Source organism: Gammaproteobacteria bacterium (assembly GCA_016199745.1).
In the GTDB taxonomy this organism is placed as follows: Bacteria; Pseudomonadota; Gammaproteobacteria; order Acidiferrobacterales; family Sulfurifustaceae; genus JACQFZ01.
Genome location: JACQFZ010000044.1, coordinates 1 through 16,277, shown reverse-complemented (window position 1 = coordinate 16,277; position 16,277 = coordinate 1). Strand labels below are relative to the sequence as shown.

Genomic DNA, 16,277 nt, shown 5'->3' with positions numbered 1-16,277 from the left:
GAATAACACTTGCCCCCGTTATGGCAGACGAAAATTAGTGAAGGAATAGTTTGAGATAGCTTCTAATCACTCCGGCGTCTTTAATAACTTGATCGACGAGCTGGGGGGTACCGGCTTGGAAAAACCCATCGGCGGTTTATCGAACATCAACCCGGTTTTAACCCCCGCCACCGTGCGCAACGCCTGCTGGTATACAAAAGGAATTTTATTAAACAGCGGGAAAGCCACGTCTCTGATCAGCGCCGCGATGCGGCTATCGGATTGAAAAAACGGTGTTAGCCAACGACTCGCCAGCTGGTTGTACTTCAAGTGGGCGCGGCGTTGGCGGCTATAACACCTGAACGCTTCCGACAAACTGGCAGTCTGCTGCAGGCAATCGGCGAGCACGATAGCATCGATCAACGCGAGATTCGTGCCCATACCTAATTGCGGACTCATGCCGTGCCCGGCGTCGCCGATACAAAGCATGGCGCCGTCGTGCCACTCGCGCATCAACACATCGCCGTAGGTGGCAAATGTTAGGTCGGATACATCACCGATGGCACTGAGCAAGCCATCTAGCTCCGGCCAATAGCCGAGTACCTTGGCTTTCCACGCCGCCAAACCTTGCTCGTGCCACTTGGCCGCGTCCTGCGTGCGCGCGCTCCAAAAGAAGCTGACACACGGCACACCGGTTTGCGGATGTAAGCCGCTCGGCAGCACACCGATCATGACCGACGCACGCTCGTAACGTTGCGCGAGTGTATTTTGGAAGCGCCGCTCGGGATCGGCACAAATGGCCCACAACGCGCCCCATGGATACGGAATATTGCGTTGCTGCACCCGCAAACAAGTACGCAACGCGGATTGCGTGCCGTTAGCGACGATCACTGCATCATAGTCGGAAAGAATTTCGCCGCGGTCGGTTTGGCAGGCGTATCGCTGGGCACCTGTTTGCTGAACACCGACAATGTTTACGCCGCAACGCACGCCCACGCCGGCAGCGACGGCGCTGTCGTAGAGCGTACGGAATAGATTTCCTCGATGGATGCCGATGCCGTAACTTCCCGGCCAGGCGTCGGCGTAGCGTACATCCATCACGCGCCGACCGCTGCGAGTGGTACCGACCAGCGCGTCGATACGGGCGCCTTTCGTCTCGATCGCTTCGCGCAAACCTAGCCGGTCTAGCGCCATCAAGCCCGACGGCTGCAGCAATATACCGGCACCGATCGATTTCGCTTCTTCGAACCGCTCGAAGATCGTCACCTCGTGCCCCGCCTTTGCCAACAACATGCCGGCACTGAGCCCAGCCATACCGCAGCCGACGATGGCGAATTTGTAAGAAGTCATTTGTTTTTAAGGTTCAGGCGCTTGCAGATAACTACTTAGAGACGGTAACAAAATGAACGTTGGCACGTTAACTCCCTCCCCCGCAGGGGGAGGGGACGACTACGTTGAAGCTATTTCATTTTGTTACCGTCTCTTATTATTGTCTTCACTAAGTCCCTGCCGTCGGTTCACCTCGGCAATCGTCCGCTTCTGCCGGTTCGAAATCAACCAGCCTGGTGGCGATTCTCTAGCAAGCGTCGTACCGCCGCGGTACAAAAACGCCTGGTCGATACCCTGCGATTCCCGGGCGAAGCGCTGATATTAAGCGTCGACGGCGAGAATCATCGTTTCGGGCGCAAGTTACGCTTTATGCGCGGTTCGCGGATTCTCTAAGGGACGCGGAATTTTTTCGCCCGCGACCCCGTCAAACCGGGCATGCCTAAATCATCACGCGTCATCACCGTCGATTCCTCCGGCAACGTCCAGGCCGTGGAGGATATAAGCATTCATAAGACACGCGAGCGACTGCGTCAGCTGGCATGGCTGTTGGACAGCTCGATCGCGATCCCCGGAACGCGATTGACGATCGGCGTCGACGCTTTAATCGGTCTCTTGCCGATTCTCGGCGATCTCATCGGTGCGCTGCTATCAAGCTACATCATCGGCGAGGCGGCGCGCCTCGGCGCACCGAAGATCGTGCTGATGCGCATGGCGTTTAACGTCGGCGTCGACGGCGTGGTCGGCGCGATCCCGTTCGCCGGCGATGTGTTCGATGTGGCGTGGAAAGCGAATCAGCGCAACGTACGGCTGCTCAACGATTGGCTCGATCGGCCGACCAAGGCCGAACGATCGAGCCGACTGTTCGGTCTATTGCTGGTACTCGCGGGCGCTATGCTCCTCGCCCTGTTCAGTGTGGCGATGTTTTTGCTGCTGCGCTGGATCGTTGCTTAAGAGATGGAATAGTTAGTTCATTCACCTACTAATCCTGCGGGCGCTGAGTTCGATTTCGCTTCGCAGCGACAAAATTCCGCCGGACGCGGAGAAATACGCGATCTATTTCATGACAACTCTGGGTCGACGCCTCTACACTGCTCGACGGTTAGCGCTCGGCAACTAAAGACCGTCGCAAATACCGAGCGCCGCTTTTTTGTTCGTTACCCAAAGGGAGCATGAAGCGCCGCCATCAGCGGTGACTAAAGTTCGAGATGGCTTCTACGAAATATTTCAAAAAAACAGTTCACGTCAATTAGGAGGACAGTACATGGCAGCATCCAAGATCCGTAAATCAAAACATAAAATCATTATGGCCGCGTTCGATCACGGCCAAGTACCGACCATTGCCTGCATTAACAAAGCAACTGTCGATCTCGGTGTCAATTTCAATAAACTGATCCCGGCCCTCCAAAAATTCCTCGATAATATATTCGTGCCGGTGTGGGGCACGCCGGCGAAACTGGTCAACACGACCAAGCCCATCGACGGCGCCTGGACCATGGCGTTCCTTGACGACGCCGATGCCGCCAACGCTCTCGGTTATCACGACCTGACGAAAAAAGGTTTGCCGCTATCGAAGATATTCGTCAAAACCACCTTGAAAGATCAGCAAAAGGTGAGCGTGACCGCCTGCCACGAACTAGCGGAAATGCTGGTCGACCCGGCGATTAATCTGTGGTCCGACGGACCGAACAACACGCTTTATGCCTACGAGATGTGCGACGCCGTCGAGGAGGAGGAATTTCTAATAGACGGCATTGCCATGAGCGACTTCGTTTATCCGGCCTACTTCGAAATATTCCGCAAGGCAAATTCCGCACAGTTCGATCACCTCAAGAAAGTCACGCGTCCGTTCCAAATTCTTTCCGGCGGTTACTCGATCGTGCGCAAGGGCACGACCGTCACGCAGATATTCGGCTCGGCAAAAAAGGCCAAGCGCTTCAAAAATGAAGACCGTCGGTTGCATCGGGGCGAATACCGCAAACAACGCGTTAAAAAATAATTGGGTCGACGGCAAACGAAATAAATCGGCGGCGGTGTAATCGCCTACAAAACCTTTTCATCCCCGCGTAAGCGGGGAATCCCACGACCTACCTTCTTCGATTGCCAAGGCATCGCATTTTCGTCCGCGACGCGGTCAACGCCCAGCGTACTGGCTCCGAAAATCGCCTGGCGCACAACCGGCTTCGCGCCGGAAGAACTTGATGAAATTGGTCGCCTCATCGAAACCGAGTCGGTCGGCGATGACCGATATCGGCAAACCGGTATGCGCCAACAGCCGCTTGGCTTCCAACGCGATGCGCTGCGACAAATACGCTTTTGCACTCTGACCGGCCGCCTCCAACACCGCGCGGCCGAGACTCTTTTCGGAACACCCTAGACGCTTCGCATAGTCCGCTACCCGATGGCGCTGCGGGAAATCCCGTTCTACCGCCAGGCGATACTGCTTAAAGCGTTGCAGCAGCACCGGGGCGATGTGCGCAGTTTTGCTACGGCGCCCTTGGACAAGATGCAGGCGAATCAGTAGCGCGTGCAGTTGGTTCCGTAACAGCGCGTGGCGAATACCGGCGCTGGCGTTCAACTGCGCATCTTGAAACATGCGCGTAACGCTCTCCGCGACTGCTTGTTGCTCGCTGGCGTTCAATACCAGTGCCATGGGTAATTCATCGAGCTGCTGAAAAATCTCCCATTCGCCGATCGGAATCGTCGTTTCTTTCGGCTCTAGAAATTCTGGACGAAAGATAACAATCCAGCCGTTCCAAGTAGCGGTCGCATCGAACCGATGCACTTGTCCCGGCTGCAACATGAGCAACGAACCCCGCTTACACGCGATCGATTCGAAATCGACCATGATGCTGCACTGACCGCCGGTGACGAAGATCAGCAGGTGAAATTCGATGCGTTTCGCAATACGCAGATAGGCAACGCTCGCCTTCCGCTGGAGCACGGAAGCCGGAAAGATTTCCAGATCCAATCCATAGTTAGCCGCCGGCCGATAGGGTGCGATGACGATCTTGCCGTCGGCGCGTTTCTTAGCACTCATTAAGGTGTCCGTTTTCTACCATTCTTAACCGCAAATCTACCTCGATCGCCGCTACGGCGCGACGCAATATTGCCATCGTCGCGTAACGCCCGACCGTCTTTCACAACAATTTCGATAGAGGACCCAACGATGACCTTCAGCCATTCTCGGCGATTGACCATTGGCACGACACTCGGTGCCTTGGTTCTTGCAGCCTGTACGACCCATTCGACAACCAACCCTTCGGAGAAACCCATGTCCGTCGATTACAAACAGCAGTCCGTCGATTTTTTGAAAAGCGTTGAAACCGGCGATCCTAAACCGGCGGCCATTGCCGGTCGCTACAAGCAACACAACCTCGCCTTGAGCGACGGCATCGCCGGCCTACAGGCGGCGGTAAAGCAATTGCCGCCGGGCTCGGGCAAGGTAAACACGGTACGGGTGTTCCAGGACGGCGACTATGTCTTCACGCATACGGATTACAATTTCTTTGGGCCCAAGATCGGTTTCGACGTCTTCCACTACGTCGACGGCAAAATCGACGAGCATTGGGACAATCTGCAAGAAACACCGGCGACGCCGAACCCAAGCGGTCATGCGATGATCGATGGGGCAACGCAGATCACCGACTTAGGCAAGACCGAGGCGAACAAGAAACTGGTGCAGGCATTCGTCGACGACATTTTTGTCAACGGTCGGATGGATAAGTTCAGCAGCTACTTCAACGGCGACAACTACATTCAGCACAACCCGCAGATCGCCGATAAACCGTCCGGACTAGTGGCAGGATTGCAATATTTGGCCAAGCAAGGCATCGCCGTGAAGTACGAGCGCATCCACAAAGTTCTCGGCGAAGGCAACTTCGTGCTTGTCGTCGGTGAAGGCAACTTCGGCGGTCGACACACGGCGTTCTATGATTTGTTCCGCGTGGAGAATGGCAAGCTTGCCGAACATTGGGACACGCTGGAAACCATTCCGCCACGGACCGAGTGGAAGAACGGCAACGGTAAGTTCTAGCAGTCGCATTCCCCTCTCCTCTCGGAGAGGGGAAATTCAGTTACGGCAAAGCGGTAACAACCCCCAGCCGGCCGTGATGAAGATCGACAAACGCTTCGGCGATTTGCTCCGGTGTGTTCATGACGAACGGCCCGTGACCGACGATCGGCTCGTCGATGGGTTGGCCATTCATCACGAAGATCGTTGCGTCCACTTCAGCATCGATCACAACCTCGTCACCGGCACGATCGAAGATAACGAGCTCGGTTTCGTTCGCCGACTCGCTACCGTTTACGTTGATGCTGCCTTTCATAACGAACAACGCGCCGGTATAGCCATCGACCAAATTTAGACGCAGACGATGGCCCGCGCGCAAACGCGCATCCAGCAGATTGATCGGCGTGAACGTCCGTGCCGGTCCTTTGGCCGATCCGAACTGACCGGCAATGACCCGTACCGAACCGCCGTTCGCCGGCAACTCGACCACCGGAATGTCGCGCGCGAGCAGCGTCTGGTAAGCAGGCGCGGTCATCTTCGATTTCGCCGGCAGGTTCACCCAAAGCTGCAACAGCTCGAACCGCCCGCCGCGGCGTGCGAAGTCACGACCATGCAGCTCCTTGTGCAACACGCCGGCACCGGCGGTCATCCATTGCACATCACCGGCGCCGATACTGCCGCGATTACCGGCGGTATCTTCGTGGTCGACCTCGCCTTCGTAGGCGATGCTCACCGTTTCGAATCCGCGATGCGGGTGCCAATCGACGCCGCGCGCTTTGCCGGTCGGCGCAAATTCGGCGGGGCCGACGTGATCGAGCAGCAGAAAAGGCGTGAGCTCGGCGCCGAGGTCACGGTAGCTAAATATGGAATGCACGGGAAAACCGTCACCGACCCAGTGGCTTTCCCCACGGCGATGAATACTCCGTACCTTTTTCATGGCGCTCGCTCCAGCGATTAACGACTACAGCCGAACGGCACTTACTTAACTCGACTATGTTACTAAACTGACCTACCCCGAATTTATTAGCAGGTCCCTTCCCCTTCAGGGGGAAGGACAGGATGGGGGTGGGTTGCGATCGCTACCGCAAAAAACCCACCCCCACCCCAGCCCTCCCCCTGAGGGGGAGGGTGTGGCGGCTGATGCATTTCGGCTTTTGCGTTAAGTAAGTCCCATTGGACTACAGCCATTTAAGTATTTACGGCGCAAATAAAATAGAACAATGATTAGCGTCTACCTATCTAACGCTTAGATAGCCGGCCACCAGGAGGACCTCCGTGACGACGATCGTTGGAATTGCCGGCAGCTTACGCGCCGGTTCGTACAATAAAGCGTTGCTACGCGCTGCCGCCGCATTTACCCCGCCGGGATCCCGGCTGGAAATCGCGACAATCAAAGGTATCCCGCTGTACGACGGCGATGTCGAAGCGAGCGACGGTATTCCGCGCGTGGTGACGCAACTGAAAGACCAGATTGCCGCAGCGGATGGACTGCTGTTGGTAACGCCGGAATATAACAATGGGATACCCGGCGTCTTCAAGAACGCGATCGATTGGCTGTCGCGGCCACCGGCCGATATTCCTCGAGTATTCGGTGATCGCCCGGTTGCCGTCATCGGCGCATCGCCTGGCGGTTTCGGCACCATACTGGCGCAGAATGCATGGTTACCGGTGCTGCGGGTGTTGGGTATGCAACCTTGGTTTGGCGCACGCTTGCTCGTATCCCGTGCGTCGAAAGTATTCAACGACGCCGGCGAAATAGTCGATGAAAAACTGAAGGATCAGTTACAGGAGTTCGTTCACGGTTTCGCCGAGTTCGTCACTCAATCGGTCGGGCAACCGTCTCCATTAGTGGAGTAAGTCTTTGCCGGCGGCGGGCGCGACGAGCCTGTATTTGAAAATCGATCGGCGCGCCCCCAATAGTTAGACGATGAACACGCACGTCCACGTACCCCGCCTTATCAGCGACGACACGACGACGTTGCCGCCGCGCGCCGCCGGATCGGTTGAGCCGACCGACACCGAGCTGCTCGACGTCTATTCGCGCGCGGTGGTCGGTGTGGTCGACAGCGTCGGTCCGAGCGTCGTCAATATTGGCGTGACCCGCAAGACCCGCCGTGGTGAGCAACAAGGTGTCGGCTCCGGCGTTATCGTCACGCCCGACGGCTACGTTCTGACCAATCATCACGTTGTGCAAAGCACAACGCATCTGACGACGACCCACACCGATGGCGCGATGCATCCGGCCGAGGTTGTCGGCAGCGACGCCGCGACCGATCTAGCGGTCATCCGCACGCGCGCCTCGGGTCTGCCGTATGCCGCGCTCGGCGACTCGACGCGGTTGCGTGTCGGCCAGCTCGCTATCGCCGTCGGCAATCCGCTCGGTTTCGAGTCGAGCGTTTCGGCCGGCGTCGTCAGCGCGCTCGGCCGCGGCATGCGTTCGGAACAAGGCCGGCTGATCGACAACATCATTCAACACACGGCGCCGCTCAATCCCGGCAACTCCGGCGGCCCGCTGCTCGATTCGCGCGGCCACGCGATCGGCATCAACACCGCCATCATCGCCTCGGCGCAAGGCATCGGCTTCGCGATTCCGGCACATACCGCCCGTTGGGTGCTATCGCAAATCCTGCAACACGGGCGCGTGCGCCGCGGTTACCTCGGTATCGCCGGCCGCAGCCGGCCGCTCGATCGACGCTTGGTACGCGCGCTCGAACTCGAACAAGCGTACGCGTTGGAAATCATGTCGATCCAGCCGGATGGACCGGCGGCGCGCGCCGGCCTGCACGTGGGCGATATCGTCTTAGCCGTCGGCGATGAAACCGTGCAGCATTCCGACAATGTGCATCGCGTGCTTGGCGGTGTGCCGCTCGGTACGCCGGTGATACTGACGGTGCTGCGGAGAATTAGCGTGCTGAAGGTCGAAGTGCTGCCGGTTGAGCACACGAGGTAGGTTTAGTCGATAGTCAGGCCTCTTCCGATTGTAATGCGGCATGCGCCGGCGCGGTTGCGGGCGACGTTGCCAATACCGCCGACGGTCGTTTGACTTTTCCCACCACTACCTCGCGCACGACTTTCCCCCCGCCCAGAACGATCACGCGATCCGCGCTCATGACGGTTTCTGGGCGATGCGCGATCATGATGCGCGTCATATGTAATCGTTTCACTGCGGCGTTAACAAGTCGCTCGCGTTCGATGTCGAGATGACTGGTAGCTTCGTCGAGGAAAAGAATCTTGGGGCGCTTGTACAAGGCGCGCGCTAACAACACGCGTTGCTTTTGGCCACCGGATAGCACTGCACCCATATCGCCGACCAAGGTATTGTAGCCCAGCGGCATCGCTTGGATATCGGCGTGGATCGCGGCGAATTGCGCGCACTGCTCGATCCGTTTCGAATCGGTGCTCGGATCGAAGAAGCTGATGTTGTCGGCGATGGAACCGGCGAATAACACATCGTCTTGCAGCACCGTGCCCACCATCCGCCGCAGTGCATCCGTGCCGATTTGGTTGATGCTGACACCGCCGATGCGGATATCGCCTTCGGTCGGCGGCAAGCTGCCGAGCATGAGGTTGAACAATGTCGTTTTACCGCCGCCGGATGGGCCGATGATAGCGACTGACTCGCCGGCAGCGATTTTTAGCGTAACGCCGTCCAAAACATTCGGCTCGTGATCGGCATAACGGAACCGTACGTTAATCAGTTCCAACGACGGCTCGAGCGGCCCATTCGCCTCCGCTACCGACGGTTGTACGGCTTCCGCTTCTGTCAGCACGATATCGGCCAGACGTTCGCCCTGCAGCTGCAGCATTTTGAACTCGACGATCTTATCGATCAGCGAACTGACCCGGGTGTCGAATTGACCTTTATAAGCGTTGAAGGCGATCAGGGCGCCGACCGTAAAATTCCCGTCTATCACCAATCTGGCGCCAAACCAAATCACCAAAATGTTTTCGAGACCAGATAGCAGACCATTGAGCGAGCGATGTAACAGGTGGAGTTTTTGCGTACGCAGATCGGCGTTGATTTGCTCAACCAGCAGCGCCAACCAGGTCGATCGGCGTTCTTCTTGACGCTGGAACAACTTGATCGCCCTGACGCCACGCAGGCTTTCCAGAAAATGCGTTTGCTGCTTGGCGGCATGGATGATCTGCTCTTCGGTGGCATTACGTAGCGGCCGGAACCACGCCCAGCGACCGATGCCGTACAGCGTCATCGCGCCAACCGTAATCCCAGCGAGCGTTGGGCTGTAGACAAACATGAGCGTCAACGTCACGACAGTCATCAATCCGTCGAGCACCGCTTCGATAAATGAAGTCGTTAACGTCCGCTGGATCGCATCGATCGAGCCGAAGCGCGACACAATATCGCCGAGATGTCGTTTCTCGAAATACGCCATCGGCAGTCGCAGCAGATGGGTAAAGATATTGGCACGCCACTGAATGTGTAGGATCGTGCCCATGTACATCAAGACCCACGAACGCACGGCACTAACGCCTTGCTGCATCAGCATCAATAAGGCGAAGCCGATGCCCAACGTTGTCAACAAATCACGGTCGGCGGCGACGATGACGTCGTCGATAGTCCACTGCAACAAGAACGGACTGACGATCACGAAGACTTCCAGGCTCAACGCCAGCAACAGAATTTGCGTCAGTGACCGCTGCTGACCGGTGACCTGCCCGAGCAACGCACGAAGCGGTACCGAAACTTTGTGCGATTGCGGCTTGAACGTCGGGCTCGGCCATAGTTCCAGCGCCGCACCGGTAAACAATTTCGATACTTCGGCCTTCGCCAGCTTACGGATGCCGATTGCTGGATCGTGAATCACGATCGAACGTCGGCTCACGGATTTCAAAACGACGAAGTGATTAAAGTTCCAGTGCAAGATACACGGCAACCGCAATTGCTTAAGGCTGCCGAGATCCAGCTTAAGCGGGCGCGTGACGAGATCGAGTTGATGAGCGATGGCGACAACGCTGTCGAGCGTTGCCCCCTTGAGCGACACCGAGTATTGTCGGCGCAGCGCCGCCAGATCCGTTCGATAGCCGTGAACGCCAGCTACCATTGCGAGGCATGCCAGACTGCATTCCGTTGCCTCAGTCTGCAGGATTAACGGCAGTTTGGCGCGCACCCCGAATGAAAGTGGATTTAACATTTGGCGTTAAAATTTTCCGTACAGACCATACAGCGGTTCCAGCGCCCACTCGTATAACCGACGCGTATCTTGCAGGATGTCCGCTTCCAGCAGCATCCCGGCCTGCAACGATCGCGGCGCGCCGTAGGCTATTACCGTTTGCGCCGCGAGCCTGACGGTAATGCGGCACGACGGCTCGCCGTTGCCGGCGACCGCATTGCCCACGCCGACGAGCTCGTTGTTGGGAAACGCCGTCTGCGCCACCGCTTCAACCGTTCCTTCTTGTTGACCGAACTTTTGGTAGGGATAGGCCTGGTAACGCAGCCGTACGTGGTCGCCAGGTTTGACGAATCCAATCGCGCGACTGGGCGCATACAACTCGGCGCGCAACTCGCCGCCGAGCGGAATGAGGCTCATTAATGGTTTGCTGGTGTCGACCACCTGGCCAACGTTGGCGATAACCGCCGTTGCCGTACCGGCAGCCGGTGCCGTGATAACGATCTGTTGTGACGCCAACTCTCGCGCCATACTGATGCGATCGCGTTCTTGGGTTTGCAGTCGAGCGCGGCTTTTTTGCGGATGCGTCGCTGAATCGTTCTTGCCACTGGGCAGGCTCGCTCGATCGCTGGTCAACACATACAGCACATCTCCCGAGGGAACCCGTTGCCCTTCTTTGACCCGCCGCTCGACGACGATTCCCGGTTGCGGCACGTAAATTTTTATAAGGTCAGCCGTCGGCACGAGCTGGCCGACAACTGTGCTGCGCTTGGTGTAGCTGCCCCACGTTAGAAAAGCGATGACGACTATCGCAAACACGCCGGCAACGCCAGTGAGCACGGCGAACGAAAGCGGACGAATCAATATGATTTTTTCGTGCCACGCAACTTGTTGGTTTGCTAGTACGGTCCGGCGGAAAATTTTGCTCACGGATCAATCGCTGGTGTTGCAGGCGTCCTCACTGTAGTCGTCGTATTTACCGGCATCGACTGCCCGTCCGGACAGAGAAAATTCCGACTATTTCGACCACCCCGAGCTTCGCCTGGAAGTAGTAAATGACTGGATCACCGGTACGCTCCATCGCACCGGGCCCCCCTAAAAATCCGTTCTACATTAAATAAATGGGTAACTTTAACTGGCCAAACCAGCGCTATCGTTTATGTTTAATAGATCAAACTATATCGGTGAACTGTGGCAAATTCTCCTCCGCCGCCGCCAAGCTCGATGCCGACACTTGAGGGTATCGAGGTTGTAGAACTGTGGGAAGTCGATCTTGAGTTCGTCGTCGAGGAGATGTTCCGCGAGGCGGAATCCGGGATCCCCGAATTCACCCATACCGAACCGGCGCAATCGGAGCAACTCGGTACGATCGAGCTATTTCGCGATCTCGACATCAACGACCTCACCGCCACCGCTGCCAGCAGCCAATCGATCCACGCCGTGCCCGGCCACGTTTTGCTGTCACCTGGGCGACTTAATACCAAGGTCTTTTTCGTGCTCGAAGGTCAGCTACGACTCTACGCACCGACCGGAGACAAGCGACCCGTAGCCATCGTCGACATCGGCCACACGACCGGCTTGCGATCGGCGCTCGCCATGCAGCCGACCGAGCATGCGGTAATCGCCACCGAACTTTCCCACGTCATTTCTGTGGAAATTGCGGTCCTCGACGAACTCAGTAAACGCCTCCATCCGTTCGCTTGCAAATATACCTCGTTGCTGGCGAGCTACGTGCGCAACGACCATTGCCTCTACGTTGGCGCACGTGCACCCGGCGGCGCCGCACGACCGGGTTATATCGACGAGCTCACGTTGCTGCACAATCAACACTGGTTGAATACCATGTTCCCACGCCTCGTGAACCGCTACCAGCGAGGGGACAAACCGCTATCGGTCGCTGCCTTCGCCGTCGACAAGCTCGATCACATCGTCAAGGAACATGGTATCGGCACCGGCTTACGCGTGCTGCAGTCGATCGGTCACTGGGTGCTGGACCAAACGCGTCCGACCGACCTTCTGGCAATCGATAAAAATCGCTTCATCTACGTATTTCTGCCGGACTGCGATCTCGAGGCGGCGCGTCAGCTGGCCAACCGACTGAGCCGACTGGTCCAAGCGGTACCGATTTCGCTGGCGTCGGCAAAATCGCAGAAACCCATTACCATCACGTTCTCGCTCGGCGCCACCGTGCTTACGAAGGAAATGAAGGACCATGAATTCCTACATAATGCCGAAGCGCTGGTTCGCAAATCGTTGAAACTCGGCGGCAACCAACTGAGCGAGGTCGTGTAGAACACCCGAGTGCCAAGGCCGAACGAATGAATCAAGACCGCTGGTGCGCGCTAATGCGGGCGCTGAATATCGACGAGTCAGCAGAAACATACGGCGCGCTCGAAAGCGCCTACTCGGAAAAGCATCGGCACTATCACACCCAAACGCACATCGACGATTGCCTGACCAAGTTCGACTTGGTAAAAAACCTGGCCAAGGAAATACACGAAATCGAATTGGCGATCTGGTTCCACGATGCAATCTATAAACCACTCTCTTCCGACAACGAGCGCCGCAGCGCGGACTGGGCACGATCATTTCTTCTTAAGAACGGTGCAACCGAAGAGCGAGCGCAGCGAGTTCATCGGCTCATTATGGCGACGCTGCATACGGCGGCAGCCGACGACGCCGATACCGCCCTTCTTATAGACATCGACCTTTCGATCCTGGGTGAATCGGCAAACGTCTACGATGAATTCGAGAAATCGGTCAGGAAAGAGTATGCGCTGGTGCCGGAGTTTTTGTTTCGCAAGAAGCGCATCGAAATTCTGCAAACTTTTCTCGACCGAGATCGCATTTACGCGAACGGCTTTTTCTACCGGCGCTACGAACAAAGCGCGCGCGCAAATATCAACTCGGCAATAGCGAAATTGGCGGGCGACGCTGCTGCGACTTAAGTCGTTAACGCCGTACGACCGATATCCTGTTCTATGCCCTTTCCCCGCACCCGGGAAGAATAATTAACTACTGCTTAACCAACTCCACGCGACGATTTTGCGCGCGACCTGCTTCGTTATCGTTTTTTGCCAGCGCCTTGGTATCGCCGAACCCACGTGTCCCGAGTCGCGCCGCGTTCACCCCATAGATCTGGACCAACGCGTCCTTCACGCTCTGCGCACGCTTGCGCGAAAGCTGCAAGTTGTAAGCTGCTTTACCGACATTATCGGTGTGACCGTCGATCGATAGCTTCAAATCCGGTTGGGTCTTCAATACCTCGGCGATTTGGCTCAGCACTTGCGACGATTCTGGTTTGAGCGTGGCTTTGTCGAAATCGAACAGAATCCCGTATAACGCCAACTTCCCTTGCTGCTTGAGCAGCGTCGCAATACCGACAGCGTCGAGCTTGCCACCTACCTGGAACGTCACCGAGGTGATCTCCGGGCCGCCATTCTCATCGGCGTTGAACCGCAGATCGTATGAACCCGGTTCCGATGGCGCTATAAAAACCATCTTTCCCGACGTTCGCTTTTTGACATATTCGTACTGTAGGTCGTATTTGTCGTTTTCATCTTCGCGCCCATGCGCCACTTTCGACGGAACCAATCCGACCCACGCACTTTTTGGCAACGTTTCTGACGCGGTAAAGGTCGTATCGATTTGTTCGCCGGGGAGAAATTGTGTCTTTGGCAGCTTCAGTGTTGCTTCCGACTTGATGGCACCAACGCTGAACGTGATCGAAGCGGCCTCGATCCCGGTATTGTCGGAGCTATTCAAGCGGAAATCATAAGAACCGCTTTTCTCGGGAACCTGGAAAGTCAGGGTCCCTTTGAGGCCAGCAACGACGTCTTGATAAGCCAAATAGTGCTTACCGTTAGTCGCTACGCTGCCGTGCGGAACCGCCGATGGTATCAGACCGATCCACGCTCCTTTGGGCAGTGGCTGGGCCAGCTCAAACATTAATGTCGTCGTCTCTCCGGCCGAGTACGTATTCTTTGGCAATGTTAATTTTGTCTTGTAGTCCGGCGCTACGACTTGGAACGTGACGCTGGCCAATTCTTTGCCGTTCGACGACAACCGAAAATCGTAAGTGCCCGGATCTAATGGAGCAGCGAAGGTGTATTTCGTTTTTTCGGACACATACTGATACGCGACATCACTCGCGTCGTTCGTTCGCTCGACACCGTGCGCCACGTTCGACGGAACAATGCCGATCCACGCCTGCGGATCTAGCTTGCTGGGCGCATTGAGCGTAACACCGATATCCTGCCCCGGCAGAACGCTGGCCCTGTCGACGTCGAGCGAGTCGGAATAACTAGACGTCGAGGTCAATAGCAGCAATGCGAACAAGATGTGTTTTTTCATACGGAATCCTCCCCCTGTTTTATTTATCGGTCGCTTAGAAATTAATCCCCGTTTCATGCGGACGACTGCATTGTCCATGTGCCGACAAAACTGTCGGCATCGATAACCGCCGTCGTGACTGTTTTTCTCGGCATTCTAACGGTTCAGTCTCGAATCTCGAGACAGTTAATCTCGGTTAGCGTTATTTATCACAAATAGAGATCTATTTAACGTTCGCTCCGTGCCTGAGTTCAGGACCACCGTCAACTCAACAGGAGGAACATCATGAACATTACCATCGTCGGCGCGGGCAACATGGGCTCGGGTCTCGTTAAGCAACTCGCCAAAGCGGGACATCAGGTTCGGGTAACCGCTAGAGACTTGGCGAAAGCACAAGCCTTGGCGGCCGCACACGCCAACGTCAGTGCCGCGAATGTCGAGCAGGCGCTCGGCAATTCGCAGGTCGTCATCGTCGCTACCAGTTATGCAGATGCCGCACCGGCGCTACGCGCGCTCGGCGATCTAACCGGCAAGGTCGTCATCGATATCACCAATCCGCTGACAGCGGACTATATGGGCCTGACCATCGGTCACAACACCTCGGCCGCCGAAGAAATCGCAAAAGCGGTGCCGCAGGCCGACGTCGTCAAGGCATTCAACACAGTGTTCGCACAGGTGCTCGCCGACGGCGCTGACTTCGGTGGTGGCAACACGGTGCCGGTGTTCTACGCCGGCGATAGCGAACGCGCCAAGCAGACCGCAAAAGTTCTTATCGAAAGCATTGGCTTCAAATCGATAGACGCCGGCGGCTTGAAGAATGCGCGCTATCTCGAACCGTTGGCCGGTTTGAATATTTACCTCGGCTATGGCGCCGGTCGCGGTACCGGCATTTCGCCAACGTGGATCGCTCGCGCTTAATTCAGTTAGATAACTCTAGGGGAAACCATTATGAAAACGAAATTCACCAAACTCGTATCGGCGCTGATACTAGCGGGCGCTGTTTCTTCGGTAGCCAACGCGCAGGATATCGTCAGCCCTGTCACTAGCAAGGTGTTGGTCAATAAAGTGACACCGGCACAGGCGCGCCAGGCCGGACACGCGGCGTACGAAAAACCGACGCCGCAAAACAGTATCATGCTGTTCGTCGATCATCAGATCGGTTTAATGGCGAGCGTGCGCGACTTTGCGCAGGGCTCCGGCTATAAGAGCAACGTCGTATCGCTGGCGAAGATGGCGAAAGCGTTGGACATTCCGGTGCTGCTCACCACATCGAACGCGCAATGGCAAAACGGCGATATCCTCCCCGAGCTTAAGGAGGTCTTCAAAGATCAACCGATCTACCGCCGTACCGGGATCATCAGAAGTGGCCCCGTTCGTTAAGACACTTTTCCACCAACGATAAAGTGATAGCTCTGTCGACTATGCTGCCTGGGACGACGGCAACCAATTCAAGTACACGGTATCCGGCGTCTGCCCGTCAAGCGACGAGTGCGGCCGGC

14 protein-coding genes and 1 pseudogene are annotated in these 16,277 nt (G+C 56.6%); 9 read left to right on the top strand and 6 right to left on the bottom strand.

The window, feature by feature from the left end:
- Window positions 1–66: 66 nt before the first annotated feature.
- Window positions 67–1,329: an FAD-dependent monooxygenase gene (locus tag HY308_10490; GenBank protein MBI3898708.1), complete on the bottom strand. Its 1,263-nt coding sequence runs from the start codon at window positions 1,327–1,329 to the stop codon at window positions 67–69.
- A 414-nt stretch (window positions 1,330–1,743) separates the two neighbouring features.
- On the opposite strand from HY308_10490, the gene HY308_10485 reads away from it, so the two are divergent.
- A complete protein-coding gene (locus HY308_10485) occupies window positions 1,744–2,259 on the top strand; it encodes a DUF4112 domain-containing protein (GenBank protein ID MBI3898707.1) in 516 nt (171 codons plus the stop codon).
- Window positions 2,260–2,611: 352 nt separating this feature from the next.
- Window positions 2,612–3,304, top strand: a complete 693-nt coding sequence (locus tag HY308_10480; protein ID MBI3898706.1) for a hypothetical protein — start codon at window positions 2,612–2,614, stop codon at window positions 3,302–3,304.
- Window positions 3,305–3,439: 135 nt separating this feature from the next.
- On the opposite strand, the gene HY308_10475 is transcribed toward HY308_10480, so the two are convergent.
- A complete protein-coding gene (locus tag HY308_10475) occupies window positions 3,440–4,345 on the bottom strand; it encodes an AraC family transcriptional regulator (GenBank protein MBI3898705.1) in 906 nt (301 codons plus the stop codon).
- Window positions 4,346–4,579: 234 nt separating this feature from the next.
- On the opposite strand from HY308_10475, the gene HY308_10470 reads away from it, so the two are divergent.
- On the top strand, window positions 4,580–5,341 hold the full coding sequence (locus HY308_10470; protein MBI3898704.1) for a nuclear transport factor 2 family protein: 762 nt from the start codon (window positions 4,580–4,582) through the stop codon (window positions 5,339–5,341).
- A gap of 40 nt (window positions 5,342–5,381) precedes the next feature.
- Here HY308_10470 and HY308_10465 read toward each other — a convergent pair whose 3' ends face one another.
- Window positions 5,382–6,254: a pirin family protein gene (locus HY308_10465; GenBank protein MBI3898703.1), complete on the bottom strand. Its 873-nt coding sequence runs from the start codon at window positions 6,252–6,254 to the stop codon at window positions 5,382–5,384.
- 338 nt (window positions 6,255–6,592) lie between these two features.
- Between HY308_10465 and HY308_10460 the strand changes: the two genes are divergently transcribed.
- Window positions 6,593–7,174 carry an NAD(P)H-dependent oxidoreductase gene (locus tag HY308_10460; protein ID MBI3898702.1) on the top strand — a complete coding sequence of 194 codons (582 nt, stop codon included), beginning with the start codon at window positions 6,593–6,595 and terminating at the stop codon, window positions 7,172–7,174.
- 70 nt (window positions 7,175–7,244) lie between these two features.
- Window positions 7,245–8,267, top strand: a complete 1,023-nt coding sequence (locus HY308_10455; protein ID MBI3898701.1) for a trypsin-like peptidase domain-containing protein — start codon at window positions 7,245–7,247, stop codon at window positions 8,265–8,267.
- Between the two features lie 13 nt (window positions 8,268–8,280).
- Here the strand turns inward: HY308_10455 and HY308_10450 are convergent, their stop codons facing one another.
- Both HY308_10450 and HY308_10445 read right to left on the bottom strand, forming a co-directional pair.
- Window positions 8,281–10,470 (bottom strand): peptidase domain-containing ABC transporter, encoded by a 2,190-nt coding sequence (locus HY308_10450; protein ID MBI3898700.1) that lies wholly within the window; start codon window positions 10,468–10,470, stop codon window positions 8,281–8,283.
- 6 nt (window positions 10,471–10,476) lie between these two features.
- Window positions 10,477–11,256 carry an HlyD family efflux transporter periplasmic adaptor subunit gene (locus HY308_10445; GenBank protein MBI3898699.1) on the bottom strand — a complete coding sequence of 260 codons (780 nt, stop codon included), beginning with the start codon at window positions 11,254–11,256 and terminating at the stop codon, window positions 10,477–10,479.
- 414 nt (window positions 11,257–11,670) lie between these two features.
- Between HY308_10445 and HY308_10440 the strand changes: the two genes are divergently transcribed.
- Entirely contained in the window at window positions 11,671–12,738 is a 1,068-nt protein-coding gene (locus HY308_10440) for a GGDEF domain-containing protein (GenBank protein MBI3898698.1), read from the top strand.
- A 26-nt stretch (window positions 12,739–12,764) separates the two neighbouring features.
- Window positions 12,765–13,394: a hypothetical protein gene (locus HY308_10435; protein MBI3898697.1), complete on the top strand. Its 630-nt coding sequence runs from the start codon at window positions 12,765–12,767 to the stop codon at window positions 13,392–13,394.
- Window positions 13,395–13,461: 67 nt separating this feature from the next.
- On the opposite strand, the gene HY308_10430 is transcribed toward HY308_10435, so the two are convergent.
- A complete protein-coding gene (locus HY308_10430; GenBank protein MBI3898696.1) occupies window positions 13,462–14,799 on the bottom strand; it encodes an OmpA family protein in 1,338 nt (445 codons plus the stop codon).
- A gap of 264 nt (window positions 14,800–15,063) precedes the next feature.
- On the opposite strand from HY308_10430, the gene HY308_10425 reads away from it, so the two are divergent.
- Both HY308_10425 and HY308_10420 read left to right on the top strand, forming a co-directional pair.
- A complete protein-coding gene (locus HY308_10425) occupies window positions 15,064–15,696 on the top strand; it encodes an NAD(P)-binding domain-containing protein (GenBank protein ID MBI3898695.1) in 633 nt (210 codons plus the stop codon).
- A 135-nt stretch (window positions 15,697–15,831) separates the two neighbouring features.
- Window positions 15,832–16,137: pseudogene (locus tag HY308_10420) on the top strand (isochorismatase).
- Window positions 16,138–16,277: the final 140 nt, after the last annotated feature.